This window comes from Mariniflexile ostreae (assembly GCF_042427585.1).
In the GTDB taxonomy this organism is placed as follows: Bacteria; Bacteroidota; Bacteroidia; order Flavobacteriales; family Flavobacteriaceae; genus Pseudalgibacter; species Pseudalgibacter ostreae.
In genome coordinates this window covers 45,203-61,168 of the sequence record NZ_JBHMFC010000003.1, presented here as the reverse complement: position 1 = coordinate 61,168, position 15,966 = coordinate 45,203, and the positions used below count along the sequence as shown (strand labels likewise).

Below are 15,966 nucleotides of genomic sequence, written 5' to 3'. Positions count from 1 at the left end.
AATTATAAAGTATCTTTGCTGCGATTTACAACTATATATGAGTTTATTAAAAGAAATACAACGTAGGCGTACTTTTGGCGTCATCGCGCATCCCGATGCCGGTAAAACGACCTTGACAGAAAAACTACTCCTTTTTGGTGGTGCCATACAAGAAGCGGGGGCCGTAAAAAGCAATAAAATAAAAAAAGGTGCTACCAGTGACTTTATGGAAATTGAGCGGCAACGTGGAATTTCTGTAGCAACCTCTGTTTTGGCTTTTGAATACGATGGTATAAAAGTTAATATTCTGGATACTCCCGGACATAAAGATTTTGCCGAAGACACCTTTAGAACGCTAACTGCTGTAGATAGTGTTATTGTGGTGGTGGATGTGGCAAAAGGTGTTGAAGAGCAAACCGAAAAATTAGTAGAGGTGTGTAGGATGCGAAACATCCCTATGATTGTGTTCATTAATAAAATGGACCGAGAGGGGAAAGATGCGTTCGACCTTTTGGATGAAATTGAACAAAAATTAGGATTAAGGGTCGTACCATTGAGTTTCCCTATTGGAATGGGCTACGATTTTAAAGGTATTTATAATATTTGGGAAAAAAACATCAATCTTTTTACAGGCGATAGTAGAAAAGACATTGAAGAAACCATAGAAATATCAGACTTATCCTCTCCAGAACTGGATCGATTAGTTGGTGATAAAGCTGCTAAAACTTTAAGGGAAGAGATTGAACTGGTAGAAGGTATTTATCCTGACTTTGATAAAGAGGACTATTTAAATGCAAAACTCCAACCCGTATTTTTTGGTTCTGCTTTAAATAATTTTGGAGTTAGGGAGCTTCTGGACTGTTTTGTAGATATTGCCCCAAGTCCAAGACCAAAACTGAGTGAAGAACGATTAGTAGACCCCAAAGAAGATAAGTTTACCGGCTTTATTTTTAAAATACATGCCAATATGGATCCTAACCATAGAGACCGATTGGCGTTCGTTAAAATCGTTTCAGGTAAATTTGAAAGAAACAAACCTTATTTACACGTTAGAAATAACAAAAAAATGAAATTCTCCAGTCCTAATGCTTTTTTCGCAGAAAAGAAAGAGATTGTAGATACTTCGTATGCTGGAGATATAGTAGGATTGCACGATACCGGAAATTTTAAAATTGGAGACACGTTGACTGAAGGAGAAATTATAAATTATAAAGGAGTGCCCAGTTTTTCTCCTGAACATTTTAGATATATCAACAATGCCGATCCTTTAAAGTCCAAACAACTTTTTAAAGGTATCGACCAACTAATGGATGAAGGTGTAGCTCAAATATTTACTTTAGAGCTTAATGGCCGAAAAGTTATTGGCACTGTGGGCGCCTTACAGTATGAAGTGATCCAATATAGACTGGAACATGAATATGGAGCCAAATGTACCTACGAAAACCTAAACGTACATAAAGCGTGCTGGGTAGACCCCAAAGGCTCTAAAAGTGAAGAGTATAAAGAGTTTGTAAGAGTTAAACAACGTTTTTTAGCAAAAGACAAACAAAATCAATTGGTATTTTTAGCAGATTCTGCATTTTCATTGCAAATGACACAACAAAAGTATCCTAGTATAAAATTCCATTTTACTTCCGAGTTTTAAAAAACATAGCATTTAAATAAAAAATCGCATTGAAAATTTTCAATGCGATTTTTTTATTTTTAAAAGTATTAAGCTTGGCCTGTTGGACCAAAGTTTAAGGGTATGGGCGGTTGCTCATAATCTTTAATTTCACCATGTGCATTTTCAAATCTGGCTACATTATCATGCAACGCTTTAAGCAATCGCTTAGCATGCTGCGGGGTTAAAATAATCCTAGATTTTACTTTGCTTTTTGGAACTCCTGGCATGATGTTTACAAAATCAACAACAAATTCAGAAACAGAATGGTTGATAATTGCTAAATTAGAATATGTTCCTTCAGCTACTTTTTCATCGAGTTCAATATTAATTTGACCTTGATTTTGAGTTTGTTTTTCTTTGTCTTTATCTTCTGCCATAATAGTACTATTTAAAAAATTAAAAGCCTTCAAATATAAAATACATGAAGGCTTTTGTTTTATATGCTTCGATTACGCTAAGCAATAATTCGACTTACAAGCTTCACATGCCATTTGGCTGGTAAAACTAGGGCCTTATTTAATTAAAATTCATTTCTTGTTTAACTTGCATCATTTCGTCAAACTCTTCTTTAGATCCTACGATAATATCACTGTATTTACGCATCCCTGTACCTGCAGGAATTCTGTGACCCACAATAACATTCTCCTTAAGCCCTTCTAAATCGTCTATTTTACCAGCTACTGCTGCTTCATTAAGCACCTTAGTAGTCTCTTGGAAAGAGGCTGCCGAGATAAATGATTTGGTTTGTAACGATGCTCTTGTAATACCTTGTAAGATTGGCGTCGCCGTTGCTGGCTTCGCATCTCTTGCCTCTACTAGAGCTTTATCTTCTCTACGTAAAATAGAGTTTTCGTCACGTAGTTCTCTAGGTGAAATGATTTGACCTGCTTTTAATTTTGCAGAGTCACCTGAATCTTCAACAACCTTCATTCCAAAAATATCATCATTTTCTTTAATGAAATCATCTTTATGGGCTAATTGATCTTCTAAGAAAATAGTATCACCAGAATCGATAATCCTAACTTTACGCATCATCTGCCTTACCACAACCTCGAAGTGTTTATCATTGATTTTCACCCCTTGTAAACGATATACTTCTTGTACTTCATTTACCAAGTATTGTTGCACTGCAGAAGGCCCTTTAATATTCAAGATATCATTTGGTGTAATAGACCCGTCTGATAATGGCATACCCGCTTTAATGTAATCGTTCTCTTGAACCAAAATCTGACTAGAAAGTTTTACTAAATACTTCTTAACCTCCCCTAGTTTAGACTCTACAATAATCTCACGATTACCTCTCTTTATTTTTCCAAAAGAAATCACACCATCAATTTCACTAACAACTGCAGGGTTAGAAGGATTTCGTGCTTCAAACAACTCGGTAACACGTGGTAAACCTCCTGTAATATCACCTGATTTCGCAGATTTACGAGGAATTTTAACCAAGACTTTTCCAACCTTAATTTTTTCGTTGTTATCAATCATGATATGCGCTCCTAACGGTAAGTTATATGAGCGTATTACCTCTCCTTTAGAATCTTCAATATGAAGCGTAGGGATTAGTTTTTTATTTCTAGATTCAGAAATTACTTTTTCTTGGAAACCTGTTTGTTCATCAATTTCCACTTGATAAGTAACACCTTGTTCTATATTCTCGTATTTGATCTTACCAGCAAACTCTGAAATAATAACACCGTTATATGGATCCCAAGAACACACCACATCACCTTTAGATAATTCCTGGCCGCTCTTTACATATAATGTAGAGCCATAAGGAATGTTATTGGTACTTAATGTAATACCCGTTTTCTTATCTATCAGTTTAATTTCTGAAGTTCTTGAAATAACAACGTCTGCAGGATTGCCTTCATTGTCTTCACCTTTTACGGTTTTTAAATCTTCTATTTCTGCGATACCGTTAAACTTAACAGCCAATTTGTTTTCCTCAGAAATGTTACCTGCAATACCTCCTACGTGGAATGTACGCAAGGTTAACTGTGTTCCTGGCTCTCCAATAGACTGTGCTGCAACAACACCAACAGCTTCTCCTCGTTGCACCATTTTGCCTGTCGCTAAATTACGACCATAACATTTTGCACAAATACCTTGAAGAGCTTCACACGTTAATGCAGAGCGTACTTCTACGGCATCAATTGGAGAGTCTTCAATTGCTTTTGCAATTTTATCCTCTATAAGCTGTCCTGCAGATACTAATAGTTCGTCGGTTAAAGGATTATGAACATCGTTTAAAGATACTCGACCTACAATTCGCTCTCCTAATTTTTCAACAATCTCATCATTTTTCTTTAATGATTCCACTTCTACACCTCTTAATGTACCACAATCTTCTGTATTGATAATAACATCTTGAGAAACATCTACCAAACGACGGGTTAAGTAACCTGCATCGGCAGTTTTAAGAGCCGTATCCGCTAATCCTTTACGGGCACCGTGAGTAGAAATAAAGTATTCTAAAATGGAAAGCCCTTCCTTAAAGTTAGAAAGAATTGGGTTTTCAATAATCTCTCCACCACCTGCGTTCGATTTTTTAGGCTTCGCCATCAATCCACGCATACCGGTCAACTGGCGAATCTGTTCTTTAGATCCCCTAGCTCCCGAGTCAAGCATCATAAACACCGAGTTAAATCCTTGTTGATCTTCACGAATACGTTTCATTGACAATTCTGTCAATTCCGCATTTGTAGACGTCCAAATATCAATAACTTGGTTGTAACGTTCGTTATTAGTAATAAGCCCCATGTTATAGTTACCGGTAATCCCATCAACTAAACCATTTGCTTTATCAATCATAGACTGCTTTTCTGGCGGAATAATAATATCTCCTAAACTAAAGGATAAACCACCTTGGAAAGCAAATTTAAAACCTAAAGTTCTAATGGCATCTAAGAAATCGGCTGTTTCAGGAACAGACGTTGCTTTAAGGATTTCACCAATAATATCCCTTAATGATTTTTTGTTTAAAACTTGGTTGATATATCCAGCAGCTTGAGGAACGTGTTGATTAAATAATACACGCCCAACAGTTGTTTCGATAATCATTGGAGCAAGCTTACCATCTTCGTTAATACCAAGCGTTCTTACTTTTATACCTGCGTTCAAATCAACCTTTTGCTCGTTAAAAGCAATCTCTACCTCTTCAGGTGAATAAAAAGTCAAGCCTTCCCCTTTTACCTTAGCTTCGGGTGTTGAGGTACGTAGCTTAGTCATATAATACAGACCAAGTACCATATCCTGAGATGGAACCGTTACTGGGGAACCATTCGCAGGATTTAATATGTTATGAGAAGCCAACATTAATAATTGACATTCTAAAATAGCCTCTGGTCCTAGAGGTAAATGCACAGCCATCTGATCCCCATCAAAATCCGCGTTAAAAGCGGTACACACCAAGGGGTGCAATTGGATTGCTTTTCCTTCTATTAATTTGGGTTGAAAAGCCTGAATACCTAGTCTGTGCAATGTTGGTGCACGGTTTAATAATACAGGATGGCCTTTAAGCACATTTTCCAAAATATCCCAAACTACTGGCTCTCTCTTATCTATAATTTTCTTTGCAGATTTTACAGTTTTTACGATACCTCTTTCGATTAGCTTTCTAATTACAAAAGGCTTATAAAGTTCTGCTGCCATATTTTTTGGCAATCCACATTCATGTAATTTTAATTCTGGACCTACAACAATTACAGAACGTGCAGAATAATCCACACGCTTACCAAGTAAGTTTTGACGGAAACGGCCTTGCTTACCTTTAAGTGAATCTGATAATGATTTTAATGGTCTATTAGAGTCTGTTTTTACTGCCGAAGACTTACGGGTGTTATCAAACAATGAATCTACAGATTCTTGCAACATACGTTTTTCATTACGTAAAATAACTTCTGGTGCTTTAATCTCCACCAAACGTTTTAAACGGTTGTTACGAATGATTACCCTTCTGTAAAGATCATTTAAATCTGAAGTAGCAAAACGTCCCCCATCCAACGGCACTAACGGACGTAATTCTGGCGGAATAATTGGAACCACTTTCATGATCATCCACTCCGGTCTATTCTCTCTATTATTGTTAGAATCTCGAAGTGCTCCCACAACCTGTAAGCGTTTTAATGCCTCTGTTTTACGTTGTTTAGACGTTTCTGTATTTGCTTTATGACGCAATTCGTATGATAAAGCATCTAAGTCGATTCTTGATAATAAATCGATCAAGCACTCCGCTCCCATTTTAGCAAGAAACTTGTTAGGGTCGCTATCATCTAAATACTGATTGTCCTGTGGAAGAGACTCTAAAATATTCAAATACTCTTCCTCTGTTAGGAAATCCAGTTTTTGTAAAGGTTCGCCTTCTTCATTTTTAGCATTTCCTGGTTGGATAACCACATACCTTTCATAGTAAATGATCATATCCAATTTCTTGGATGGCAAACCTAATAAGTAGCCTATTTTGTTCGGTAAAGAACGGAAATACCAAATGTGTGCTACAGGCACTACCAAATTGATATGCCCAACACGGTCACGACGTACTTTCTTTTCTGTTACTTCAACGCCACAACGGTCGCAAACGATTCCCTTGTAACGGATTCTTTTATATTTTCCACAAGCACATTCATAATCCTTTACAGGACCAAAAATACGCTCACAGAACAAACCATCCCTTTCTGGTTTGTGTGTTCGATAATTGATAGTTTCTGGTTTTAAAACCTCACCTCTAGATTCTGCTAAAATAGACTCTGGTGATGCCAAACCAATGGAGATTTTATTAAACCTCTTTACTGTATTCTTATCTTGTTTTCTTGCCATTTCTTTTAGTATTCAGTCTCAGTCTCAGTATTCAGTTAAGCATTTACTGCCAACTGAATACTGCCACTGTATACTATTTTTATTCTTCTAATCTAATATCTAAACCTAAACCTTTCAATTCATGCATAAGCACATTGAACGATTCTGGTAAACCAGGTTCTGGCATTGGTTCGCCTTTTACGATTGCCTCGTATGTTTTAGCTCTACCAATAACATCATCAGATTTTACAGTTAAAATTTCACGTAAAGTACTTGATGCTCCATAAGCTTCAAGTGCCCAAACTTCCATCTCTCCAAAACGCTGACCACCAAATTGTGCTTTACCACCTAGTGGTTGCTGCGTAATCAATGAGTATGGTCCAATAGAACGTGCGTGCATCTTATCATCCACCATATGTCCTAGTTTCAACATATAGATAACCCCTACTGTTGCTGGTTGGTCAAAACGGTTTCCAGTACCACCATCATACAAGTACGTATGTCCGTATCTTGGAATTCCAGCTTCATCGGTAAGCGCATTAATCTGATCGATTTCAGCACCATCAAAAATTGGTGTCGCATAATTGCGTCCTAGTTTTTGACCTGCCCATCCTAGAACAGTTTCATAAATCTGCCCAATGTTCATACGAGATGGTACACCTAATGGGTTTAATACAATGTCAACAGGAGTTCCATCTTCTAAGAATGGCATGTCTTCTTGACGTACAATACGCGCTACGATACCTTTGTTACCGTGACGTCCTGCCATCTTATCGCCTACTTTAAGTTTACGTTTTTTAGCAATATAAACTTTAGCTAATTTGATAATACCTGCTGGCAACTCATCTCCTACAGAAATGGTAAACTTCTCACGGCGTAAAGCACCTTGAAGGTCGTTTTCCTTAATTTTATAATTATGGATCAAATCTGCCACCAATTGATTAGTATGATCGTCTGTTGTCCATTTCCCAGATATTAAATGCGCATAATCATCTACGGCATTTAACATCTTTAAAGTGAATTTTTTACCTTTTGGTAATACTTCCTCACCTAAATCATTAAAAATACCTTGTGCGGTTTTACCATTAACGATATTGAAAAGTTTTTCGATTAAAACATCTTTTAACTCATCAAATTTTCTATCATACTGCGCCTCTAAAGCAATAATATCATCTTTATCCTGAGCTCTCTTACGTTTATCTTTTACTGCCCTTGCGAATAATTTTTTCTCAATAACAACACCGTTTAAAGAAGGCGATGCTTTTAATGATGCATCTTTCACATCACCAGCTTTATCACCAAAAATAGCGCGTAATAATTTCTCTTCTGGCGTTGGATCCGACTCTCCTTTTGGTGTAATCTTACCGATAAGGATATCGCCAGGTTTTACCTCGGCTCCAACACGGATCATACCGTTCTCATCTAAATCTTTAGTAGCCTCTTCAGAAACGTTCGGGATATCGTTGGTTAACTCTTCGTTACCCAGTTTAGTGTCTCTAACCTCTAAAGAATACTCATCGATATGAATAGATGTAAAGATGTCTTCACGAACTACTTTTTCAGAAATTACGATAGCATCTTCAAAGTTATAACCTTTCCAAGGCATAAAGGCAACTTTCATGTTTCGTCCTAGAGCGAGCTCTCCTTTTTGAGTGGCATAGCCTTCACACAATACCTGACCTTTAGTTACTTTATCTCCCTTAACAACAATAGGTTTTAGGTTGATAGATGTCCCTTGATTGGTTTTTCTGAATTTTACCAGTGGGTAGGTTTTAATATCGCTATCAAAACTTACTTTAGCTTCATCTTCAGTACGGTCGTACTTAATAATAATTTCAGTAGCATCTACATATTGAACAATACCGTTTCCTTCAGCATTTATTAATACTCTAGAATCTGAAGCCACTTGGCGTTCCAGACCTGTACCCACAATTGGAGCTTGTGGCAGCAATAAAGGCACAGCTTGACGCATCATGTTAGATCCCATCAAGGCTCTATTTGCATCATCATGTTCCAAAAACGGAATTAAAGATGCGGAGATAGAGGAAATTTGATTAGGCGCAACATCTGTATAATGTAAAGCAGAAGGATCTATTACCGGGAAGTCACCTTCCATTCTAGCAATAACTTTATCATGTAAGATTTTGCCATCCTCATCAACTTTAACAGTAGCTTGAGCAATTAACTTATCTTCTTCTTCTTCTGCACTTAAATAAACAGGCTCGTTTTTAATATCCACCACACCGTCCGTTACTTTTCTATATGGCGTCTCGATGAAGCCCATAGCGTTTACCTTAGCGTATACAGAAAGGGACGAGATTAAACCAATATTTGGTCCCTCTGGTGTTTCAATAGGGCATAAACGACCATAGTGTGTATAATGAACGTCACGCACCTCAAAACCAGCTCTTTCACGAGACAGACCTCCTGGTCCTAGAGCAGACAGTCGACGCTTATGCGTAATCTCTGCTAACGGATTGGTTTGGTCCATAAATTGCGACAACTGATTGGTTCCAAAGAACGAGTTAATTACAGACGATAAAGTTTTCGCATTAATTAAATCTATTGGTGTAAAGACCTCATTGTCACGAACGTTCATACGCTCACGGATCGTACGTGCCATACGTGCTAAACCAACACCAAATTGTTGAGATAATTGCTCACCTACTGTACGTACACGACGGTTAGATAAATGGTCAATATCATCAATCTCTGCTTTAGAGTTGATCAGCTCGATTAAATATTTAATAATGGTAATGATATCCTCTTTGGTAAGCACCTGCTTATCCATTCCTATATCAAGACCAAGTTTTTTATTCATTCTATAACGTCCAACTTCCCCTAAAGAGTAACGTTGGTCACTAAAGAACAATTTATCGATAATACCACGTGCCGTTTCCTCATCTGGCGGCTCTGCATTACGTAATTGTCTATATATATGTTCAACAGCCTCTTTTTCTGAGTTTGTTGGATCTTTTTGAAGTGTATTATGAATAATAGCATAATCTCCTTGTTCAGTACTTTCTTTATGTAAAAGAATAGTCTTAACATCGGCTTCAATAATTTCTTCAATATTATCTTTATCTAAAATCGTATCACGATCAAGCACAATTTCATTACGCTCGATAGAAACTACTTCACCCGTATCTTCATCAACAAAATCCTCATGCCATGTGTTTAATACACGTGCAGCTAATTTTCGTCCTAAATATTTCTTTAAACCTGTTTTAGAAACCTTAACCTCTTCTGCAAGATCAAAAATCTCAAGAATATCTTTATCCCGTTCGAAACCTATTGCACGAAAAAGGGTGGTAACAGGTAATTTTTTCTTTCTATCAATATAAGCGTACATCACTTGATTGATATCTGTAGCAAATTCAATCCAAGATCCTTTGAATGGAATAACTCTTGCTGAATACAATTTAGTACCGTTGGCATGGAAAGACTGACCAAAAAATACGCCTGGAGAACGGTGCAACTGAGACACCACAACGCGTTCTGCCCCATTTATACAAAACGTACCACTTGGGGTCATGTAAGGTATAGTACCTAAATACACATCTTGAACAATAGTTTCGAAATCCTCATGTTCTGGATCGGTACAATAAAGCTTTAACCTTGCTTTTAGCGGAACGCTATAGGTAAGTCCTCTTTCAATACACTCTTCTATGGTGTATCTTGGTGGATCTACGAAATAATCTAAAAATTCTAAAACAAATTGATTACGTGAATCTGTGATTGGAAAGTTTTCCATGAAGGTATTGTAAAGACCTTCGTCACCTCTTTCTTCAGACTTTGTTTCTAATTGGAAAAAATCCTGAAAGGATTTAATCTGAATATCCAAGAAATCCGGATATTCTGTTCTATTAACAATAGACGAGAAATTTAATCTTTCAGCTTGTGTTGATAACATCAATGGACGGAATTATGATTAAAAAAAATAGTGATAGCGTATTAAAACACTAATGAAAACAGCAAAAATAAATCATATCTATTTATCAGCCGTTTTTGTAATTTATTTGGTATAATCATTATATACGCAAAATGGTCTAGGTCTGAGAGAACGATCTCCAGACCTAAACCTTTGTATTGTTGAGTTGCTAAACTTATTTAAGTTCAACCTCAGCTCCTGCTTCTTCTAACTGCGCTTTTAATGCTTCAGCTTCATCTTTAGTTACAGCTTCTTTTACTGGGCTTGGTGCACTATCAACTAATTCTTTAGCTTCTTTCAAACCAAGACCAGTTAATTCTTTCACCAATTTAACTACTGCTAATTTAGAGCCACCTGCAGCTTTCAATATAACGTCAAATTCAGTTTGAGCTTCAGCAGCATCATCACCACCACCAGCTGGACCAGCAGCAGCTACCACAGCAGCAGCAGCAGGCTCAATGCCATATTCATCTTTTAATATAGTTGCTAACTCATTTACTTCTTTTACAGTAAGGTTAACCAATTGTTCTGCGAAATCTTTTAAATCTGCCATTTTTCTATCGTTTTTAATAATTTTTTAAAATAATATAATTGTAATTAAGTGCGTACTAAATAAATACTATCCTTCTTTTTCAGATAGTGTTTTAAGAATTCCAGCCAGTTTTCCGCCACTTGATTTAAGTGCAGATATAACATTTTTAGCAGGAGATTGTAATAAGCCTATAATCTCGCCTACCAATTCTTCTTTAGATTTGATATCAATTAGCATATCTAACTGATCATCTCCGATATAAACACATTCTTCAATAAAAGCGCCTTTTAATAATGGCTTTTCTGCTTTTTTACGGAATGTTTTTATTAGTTTAGCTGGCACATTACCTGTTTCAGAGTACAATACAGATGTATTTCCTTTTAAAACAGATGAAAGGTCTCCAAAATCTCTATCGGATGCTTCCATTGCTTTTGCAAGTAATGTATTCTTAACAACTGCAATTTTCACGTCTGCCTTGTAAGCTGCACGACGAAAATCTGAGGTTATTTTTGCGTTTAATCCTGAAATATCAGCTAAATAGATATTTGCATTAGTTGCTAATTCTGCAGTTAAGTCCTCAATTACTTGTGATTTTTCTTCTCTTGTCATAATAAAAGTTTTAACTTAATTAACCAATTTTAGGATCAATAGCTATACTTGGACTCATTGTAGAAGACATAAATATGCTTTTTACATAAATGCCTTTAGCCGTTGTCGGTTTTAGTTTCATTAATGTTTGTAATAATTCATTTGCATTGTCCGCAATTTTATCAGCACTAAATGATGCTTTACCTATAGCAGCGTGTACAATACCTGTTTTATCAACTTTAAAGTCGATTTTACCAGCTTTTACTTCTTCTACTGCTTTAGCAACGTCCATAGTTACCGTACCTGTTTTTGGGTTAGGCATTAAGCCTCTAGGGCCTAAAATACGTCCTAATGGGCCTAACTTACCCATAACACTTGGCATGGTGATGATAACGTCTACATCGGTCCATCCGCTCTTGATTTTATCAAGATACTCATCCAAACCAACGTAATCGGCTCCTGCTTCTTTTGCTTCGGATTCTTTATCTGGTGTTACCAATGCTAATACTTTAACATCTTTACCTGTACCATGTGGAAGCGACACTACACCTCTTACCATTTGGTTTGCTTTACGTGGATCAACTCCTAAACGTACTGCAATGTCTACAGATGAATCAAATTTTGTATTGGTAACTTCTTTGATTAATGAAGATGCTTCATTAAGAGAATAAACTCTTCCTTTTTCGATTTTTGCTAAAGCTTCTTTTTGCTTTTTTGTTAATCTTGCCATTTTCTAATGTCTTTAATAGATTAATTTGGTGCGTTTCCGGTTACAGATATTCCCATAGACCTTGCGGTACCAGCTACCATTTTCATAGCGGATTCAATAGTAAATGCATTTAAATCTACCATTTTGTCTTCTGCTATTGTTTTAATCTGATCCCATGAAACTTTAGCTACTTTTTTTCGGTTTGGTTCTCCTGAACCCTTCTTCAACTTAGCGATTTCCATTAACTGGACTGCCGCTGGAGGAGTTTTGATTACAAAGTCAAATGATTTGTCTTTGTAAACAGAGATAACAACTGGTAAAACTTTACCTGGCTTATCTTGGGTTCTGGCATTGAATTGCTTACAGAACTCCATGATGTTAACACCTGCGGCTCCTAAAGCGGGTCCAACCGGTGGCGACGGATTCGCAGCACCTCCCCGAACTTGTAACTTAACTACTTTACTTAATTCTTTTGCCATTTTTAATGATTTAATTTTGATGATATCTCTCTAAAGGAAGCGACAGACTCACCTATCTTAATGTAACACTCTTATACTTTTTCAACTTGCATATAACTCAATTCCAATGGGGTTTTTCTTCCGAAAATCTTAACCATTACTTCAAGCTTACGCTTCTCTTCGTTTATCTTTTCAATTGTTCCATCAAATCCATTGAATGGCCCATCGATAACTTTTACGGTTTCACCTTTTGTAAACGGAATTACCACATTGGCATTTTCATCTACAGAAAGTTCATCCACTTTCCCTAACATTCTATTTACTTCAGATTGTCTTAAAGGCACAGGATCGCCACCTTTTGTTTCTCCTAAAAACCCAATAACATTAGTTACCGATCTTATAATATGTGGAACTTCGCCTGTTAAATTGGCCTGAACCATAATATAACCAGGGAAGAATACTTTTTCTTTATTAATTTTTTTTCCATTTCGGATTTGTACCACACGCTCTGTGGGGACTAGCACTTGATCTACATAATCTTGAAGTCCTAATCGTGCTATTTCATTTTCAATATAGGTTTTGATTTTGTTCTCTTGACCACTAACGGCTCTAACAACATACCATTTTTTTTCACTTATTTCAGACATATTGTTTATTTTTAACCGATAATCTTTTCAAAGTAAAAAGTAATAACTTTACTAAACACAGTATCAATTCCCCAAATTGCAAGCGAGAATATAATTGAAAATACAGCAACTAAAATGGTCATGCTTTGTGCCTCAGGCCAGGTTGGCCAGCTTACGTTGTTTTTTAGTTCGCCAAACGATTCCTTTATATAATTTACAATTCCAGCCATTTATAATAATTTTTAATAGGAATGAACATTTTCATTTCCTAAACTTTTAATTCTTGCACGGGTTGAGAGACTCGAACTCACGACACCTGGTTTTGGAGACCAGTGCTCTACCAACTGAGCTAAACCCGTAAATATAAGTCAAGGTATTCCTAAATCCCAATCGTTTCAGGGAGGAACACCTTAACTCAATTTTTATTAGACTTTAATTATTCTAAAATCTCAGTAACTTGACCTGCACCAACTGTACGTCCACCTTCACGGATTGCAAAACGTAAACCAACGTTCATTGCAATTTTCTGAATAAGCTCAACAGTGATAGTTAAGTTGTCTCCTGGCATAACCATTTCAACTCCTTCTGGAAGCATAATGTTCCCAGTTACGTCAGTTGTACGTACGTAGAACTGAGGACGGTAGTTGTTATGGAATGGAGTATGACGTCCACCTTCTTCTTTTTTCAAGATATAAACCTCAGCTTTAAATTTAGCATGTGGTGTTACAGATCCAGGCTTAACAATAACCATTCCTCTTGTAATTTGAGATTTTTCAATACCTCTTAACAAGATACCTGCATTATCACCAGCTTCACCTCTATCTAATATTTGACGGAACATTTCGATTCCAGTAATAGTAGATGTTAACTTCTCAGCACCCATACCAATAATTTCTACTGGATCTCCTGTTTTACCAATACCTGTTTCGATACGACCTGTAGCAACAGTTCCACGACCAGTAATAGAGAAAACATCTTCTATAGGCATTAAGAAAGGCTTGTCCATATCACGAACTGGCTCTTCAATCCAAGCGTCAACTTCTTCCATTAATTTAAGAAGAGCATCTACCCATTTTTGCTCACCATTAAGTGCGCCTAAAGCAGAACCTTGAACAACAGGACCATTATCACCATCATATTCGTAAAAAGATAATAAATCTCTGATTTCCATTTCAACTAGTTCCAATAACTCTTCGTCATCAACCAAGTCAACTTTATTCATAAATACAACAATTCTAGGAATCCCTACTTGACGTCCTAAAAGAATGTGCTCACGAGTTTGTGGCATTGGACCATCTGTAGCCGCAACCACAAGAATAGCACCATCCATTTGAGCTGCACCAGTTACCATGTTCTTTACGTAATCCGCGTGACCTGGACAGTCAACGTGAGCATAGTGACGATTAGCTGTTGCATATTCTACGTGAGATGTATTAATTGTAATACCTCTTTCTTTTTCTTCTGGAGCGTTATCAATTTGATCAAAAGATCTTGCTTCTGAGAAACCTGCATCAGCTAATACTTTAGTAATAGCTGCAGTCGTAGTTGTTTTACCGTGATCCACGTGTCCAATTGTACCTATATTTAAGTGTGGTTTTGAACGATCGAAAGTTGCCTTTGCCATGTTTTTAATGATTTAATCTTAGTTATATAATAATATTAGTGTATTCTAAATTTTATTCAAAATTTGAGCCAATGACGAGAATTGAACTCGTGACCTCTTCCTTACCAAGGAAGCGCTCTACCCCTGAGCTACACCGGCTTTTCATTTACGATTGCCGATTTTAAATTTACGATTCGAAAATCGCAGATCATAACCCGTAAATTTTAGAGCGAGAGACCGGGTTCGAACCGGCGACATTCAGCTTGGAAGGCTGACGCTCTACCAACTGAGCTACTCTCGCATTTTTATAGAAAATCTTATCCAGAAAATCCTAAACTCCAATTCTTTAATGAACATTTTCAAAACCACATCTCTTTTTTTTAAAATATGAGTTTTGAACCCTCTGCTTTCGCAAATTGTTTTGTGGGGAGAGCAGGATTCGAACCTGCGAAGACGTAGTCAGCAGATTTACAGTCTGCCCTCGTTGGCCGCTTGAGTATCTCCCCAAACCAATTGAAAATTTAAAATCATGTTTTAAATCCCAAATGTTACTTTCAAAATTTCAAGAGCCGATAGAGGGACTCGAACCCACGACCTGCTGATTACAAATCAGCTGCTCTAGCCAGCTGAGCTACATCGGCTTTTAATACTTCTTTTTTTACAAAAAAAAGCCCGCTATTTCTAACGGACTGCAAATGTATAGATTTATTTTTTTAATCAAAACATTTTTTTATAAATTTTATCATAAATGTGATCTTAATTTCTCTTTTTGCTTTTTAAGTTGCCTTTCTAAGGACGATATTGCAATATCTGCACTCTCTTCAAAAGTTTTTGATTGTTTTTTTACCACAAAACGGTTTCCGGGGACACTTACCCGTGCTTCAAAAACCTTATTTTCTTTATCACTGGTGTTTTCCAATTTTAAATAGACATCCGATTGAATGACCTTATCATAAAATACATCTAACTTATCCATACGTTTTTGAATGAAGTTAAGTAATTTTTGATCTGCACTAAAATTAACGGACTGCATGTTTACTTTCATACTTTAATTTTTTGGTTAAACAATAATTTTAA

12 protein-coding genes and 5 tRNA genes are annotated in these 15,966 nt (G+C 36.5%); 1 reads left to right on the top strand and 16 read right to left on the bottom strand.

Annotated features, from left to right (window positions below; genetic code table 11):
- The first annotated feature begins 37 nt into the window (after nucleotides 1-37).
- Nucleotides 38-1,624 (top strand): peptide chain release factor 3, encoded by a 1,587-nt coding sequence (locus ACFFU9_RS01105; protein ID WP_379859511.1) that lies wholly within the window; start codon nucleotides 38-40, stop codon nucleotides 1,622-1,624.
- 68 nt (nucleotides 1,625-1,692) lie between these two features.
- On the opposite strand, the gene ACFFU9_RS01100 is transcribed toward ACFFU9_RS01105, so the two are convergent.
- From ACFFU9_RS01100 to hpf, 16 genes are all read right to left on the bottom strand, one after another.
- The gene (locus ACFFU9_RS01100) at nucleotides 1,693-2,022 is read right to left on the bottom strand and encodes a DUF3467 domain-containing protein (protein ID WP_379859510.1); all 330 of its coding nucleotides are present in this window, start codon (nucleotides 2,020-2,022) and stop codon (nucleotides 1,693-1,695) included.
- A 139-nt stretch (nucleotides 2,023-2,161) separates the two neighbouring features.
- On the bottom strand, nucleotides 2,162-6,463 hold the full coding sequence (rpoC, locus tag ACFFU9_RS01095) for a DNA-directed RNA polymerase subunit beta' (protein ID WP_379859509.1): 4,302 nt from the start codon (nucleotides 6,461-6,463) through the stop codon (nucleotides 2,162-2,164).
- Between the two features lie 79 nt (nucleotides 6,464-6,542).
- Nucleotides 6,543-10,355 (bottom strand): DNA-directed RNA polymerase subunit beta, encoded by a 3,813-nt coding sequence (gene rpoB / locus ACFFU9_RS01090; RefSeq protein WP_379859508.1) that lies wholly within the window; start codon nucleotides 10,353-10,355, stop codon nucleotides 6,543-6,545.
- 193 nt (nucleotides 10,356-10,548) lie between these two features.
- Nucleotides 10,549-10,926, bottom strand: a complete 378-nt coding sequence (gene rplL, locus ACFFU9_RS01085) for a 50S ribosomal protein L7/L12 (RefSeq protein ID WP_379859507.1) — start codon at nucleotides 10,924-10,926, stop codon at nucleotides 10,549-10,551.
- 66 nt (nucleotides 10,927-10,992) lie between these two features.
- Entirely contained in the window at nucleotides 10,993-11,514 is a 522-nt protein-coding gene (rplJ, locus tag ACFFU9_RS01080) for a 50S ribosomal protein L10 (RefSeq protein ID WP_379859506.1), read from the bottom strand.
- Nucleotides 11,515-11,533: 19 nt separating this feature from the next.
- Nucleotides 11,534-12,223 (bottom strand): 50S ribosomal protein L1, encoded by a 690-nt coding sequence (gene rplA / locus ACFFU9_RS01075; RefSeq protein ID WP_379859505.1) that lies wholly within the window; start codon nucleotides 12,221-12,223, stop codon nucleotides 11,534-11,536.
- A 20-nt stretch (nucleotides 12,224-12,243) separates the two neighbouring features.
- Entirely contained in the window at nucleotides 12,244-12,681 is a 438-nt protein-coding gene (rplK, locus tag ACFFU9_RS01070) for a 50S ribosomal protein L11 (RefSeq protein WP_379859504.1), read from the bottom strand.
- 71 nt (nucleotides 12,682-12,752) lie between these two features.
- Nucleotides 12,753-13,307 (bottom strand): transcription termination/antitermination protein NusG, encoded by a 555-nt coding sequence (nusG, locus tag ACFFU9_RS01065; RefSeq protein ID WP_379859503.1) that lies wholly within the window; start codon nucleotides 13,305-13,307, stop codon nucleotides 12,753-12,755.
- A gap of 11 nt (nucleotides 13,308-13,318) precedes the next feature.
- The gene (secE, locus tag ACFFU9_RS01060) at nucleotides 13,319-13,516 is read right to left on the bottom strand and encodes a preprotein translocase subunit SecE (protein WP_379859502.1); all 198 of its coding nucleotides are present in this window, start codon (nucleotides 13,514-13,516) and stop codon (nucleotides 13,319-13,321) included.
- A gap of 56 nt (nucleotides 13,517-13,572) precedes the next feature.
- Nucleotides 13,573-13,645: transfer RNA gene (locus tag ACFFU9_RS01055), tRNA-Trp, on the bottom strand.
- Nucleotides 13,646-13,722: 77 nt separating this feature from the next.
- Nucleotides 13,723-14,910 (bottom strand): elongation factor Tu, encoded by a 1,188-nt coding sequence (tuf, locus tag ACFFU9_RS01050; protein WP_379859501.1) that lies wholly within the window; start codon nucleotides 14,908-14,910, stop codon nucleotides 13,723-13,725.
- Nucleotides 14,911-14,976: 66 nt separating this feature from the next.
- Nucleotides 14,977-15,048: transfer RNA gene (locus ACFFU9_RS01045), tRNA-Thr, on the bottom strand.
- Between the two features lie 69 nt (nucleotides 15,049-15,117).
- Nucleotides 15,118-15,190, bottom strand: a tRNA-Gly gene (locus ACFFU9_RS01040).
- Between the two features lie 123 nt (nucleotides 15,191-15,313).
- Nucleotides 15,314-15,395 (bottom strand) — tRNA-Tyr (locus ACFFU9_RS01035).
- Between the two features lie 61 nt (nucleotides 15,396-15,456).
- A tRNA-Thr gene (locus tag ACFFU9_RS01030) sits at nucleotides 15,457-15,530 on the bottom strand.
- Nucleotides 15,531-15,631: 101 nt separating this feature from the next.
- Entirely contained in the window at nucleotides 15,632-15,934 is a 303-nt protein-coding gene (gene hpf / locus ACFFU9_RS01025) for a ribosome hibernation-promoting factor, HPF/YfiA family (RefSeq protein WP_379859500.1), read from the bottom strand.
- Nucleotides 15,935-15,966 lie beyond the last annotated feature (32 nt).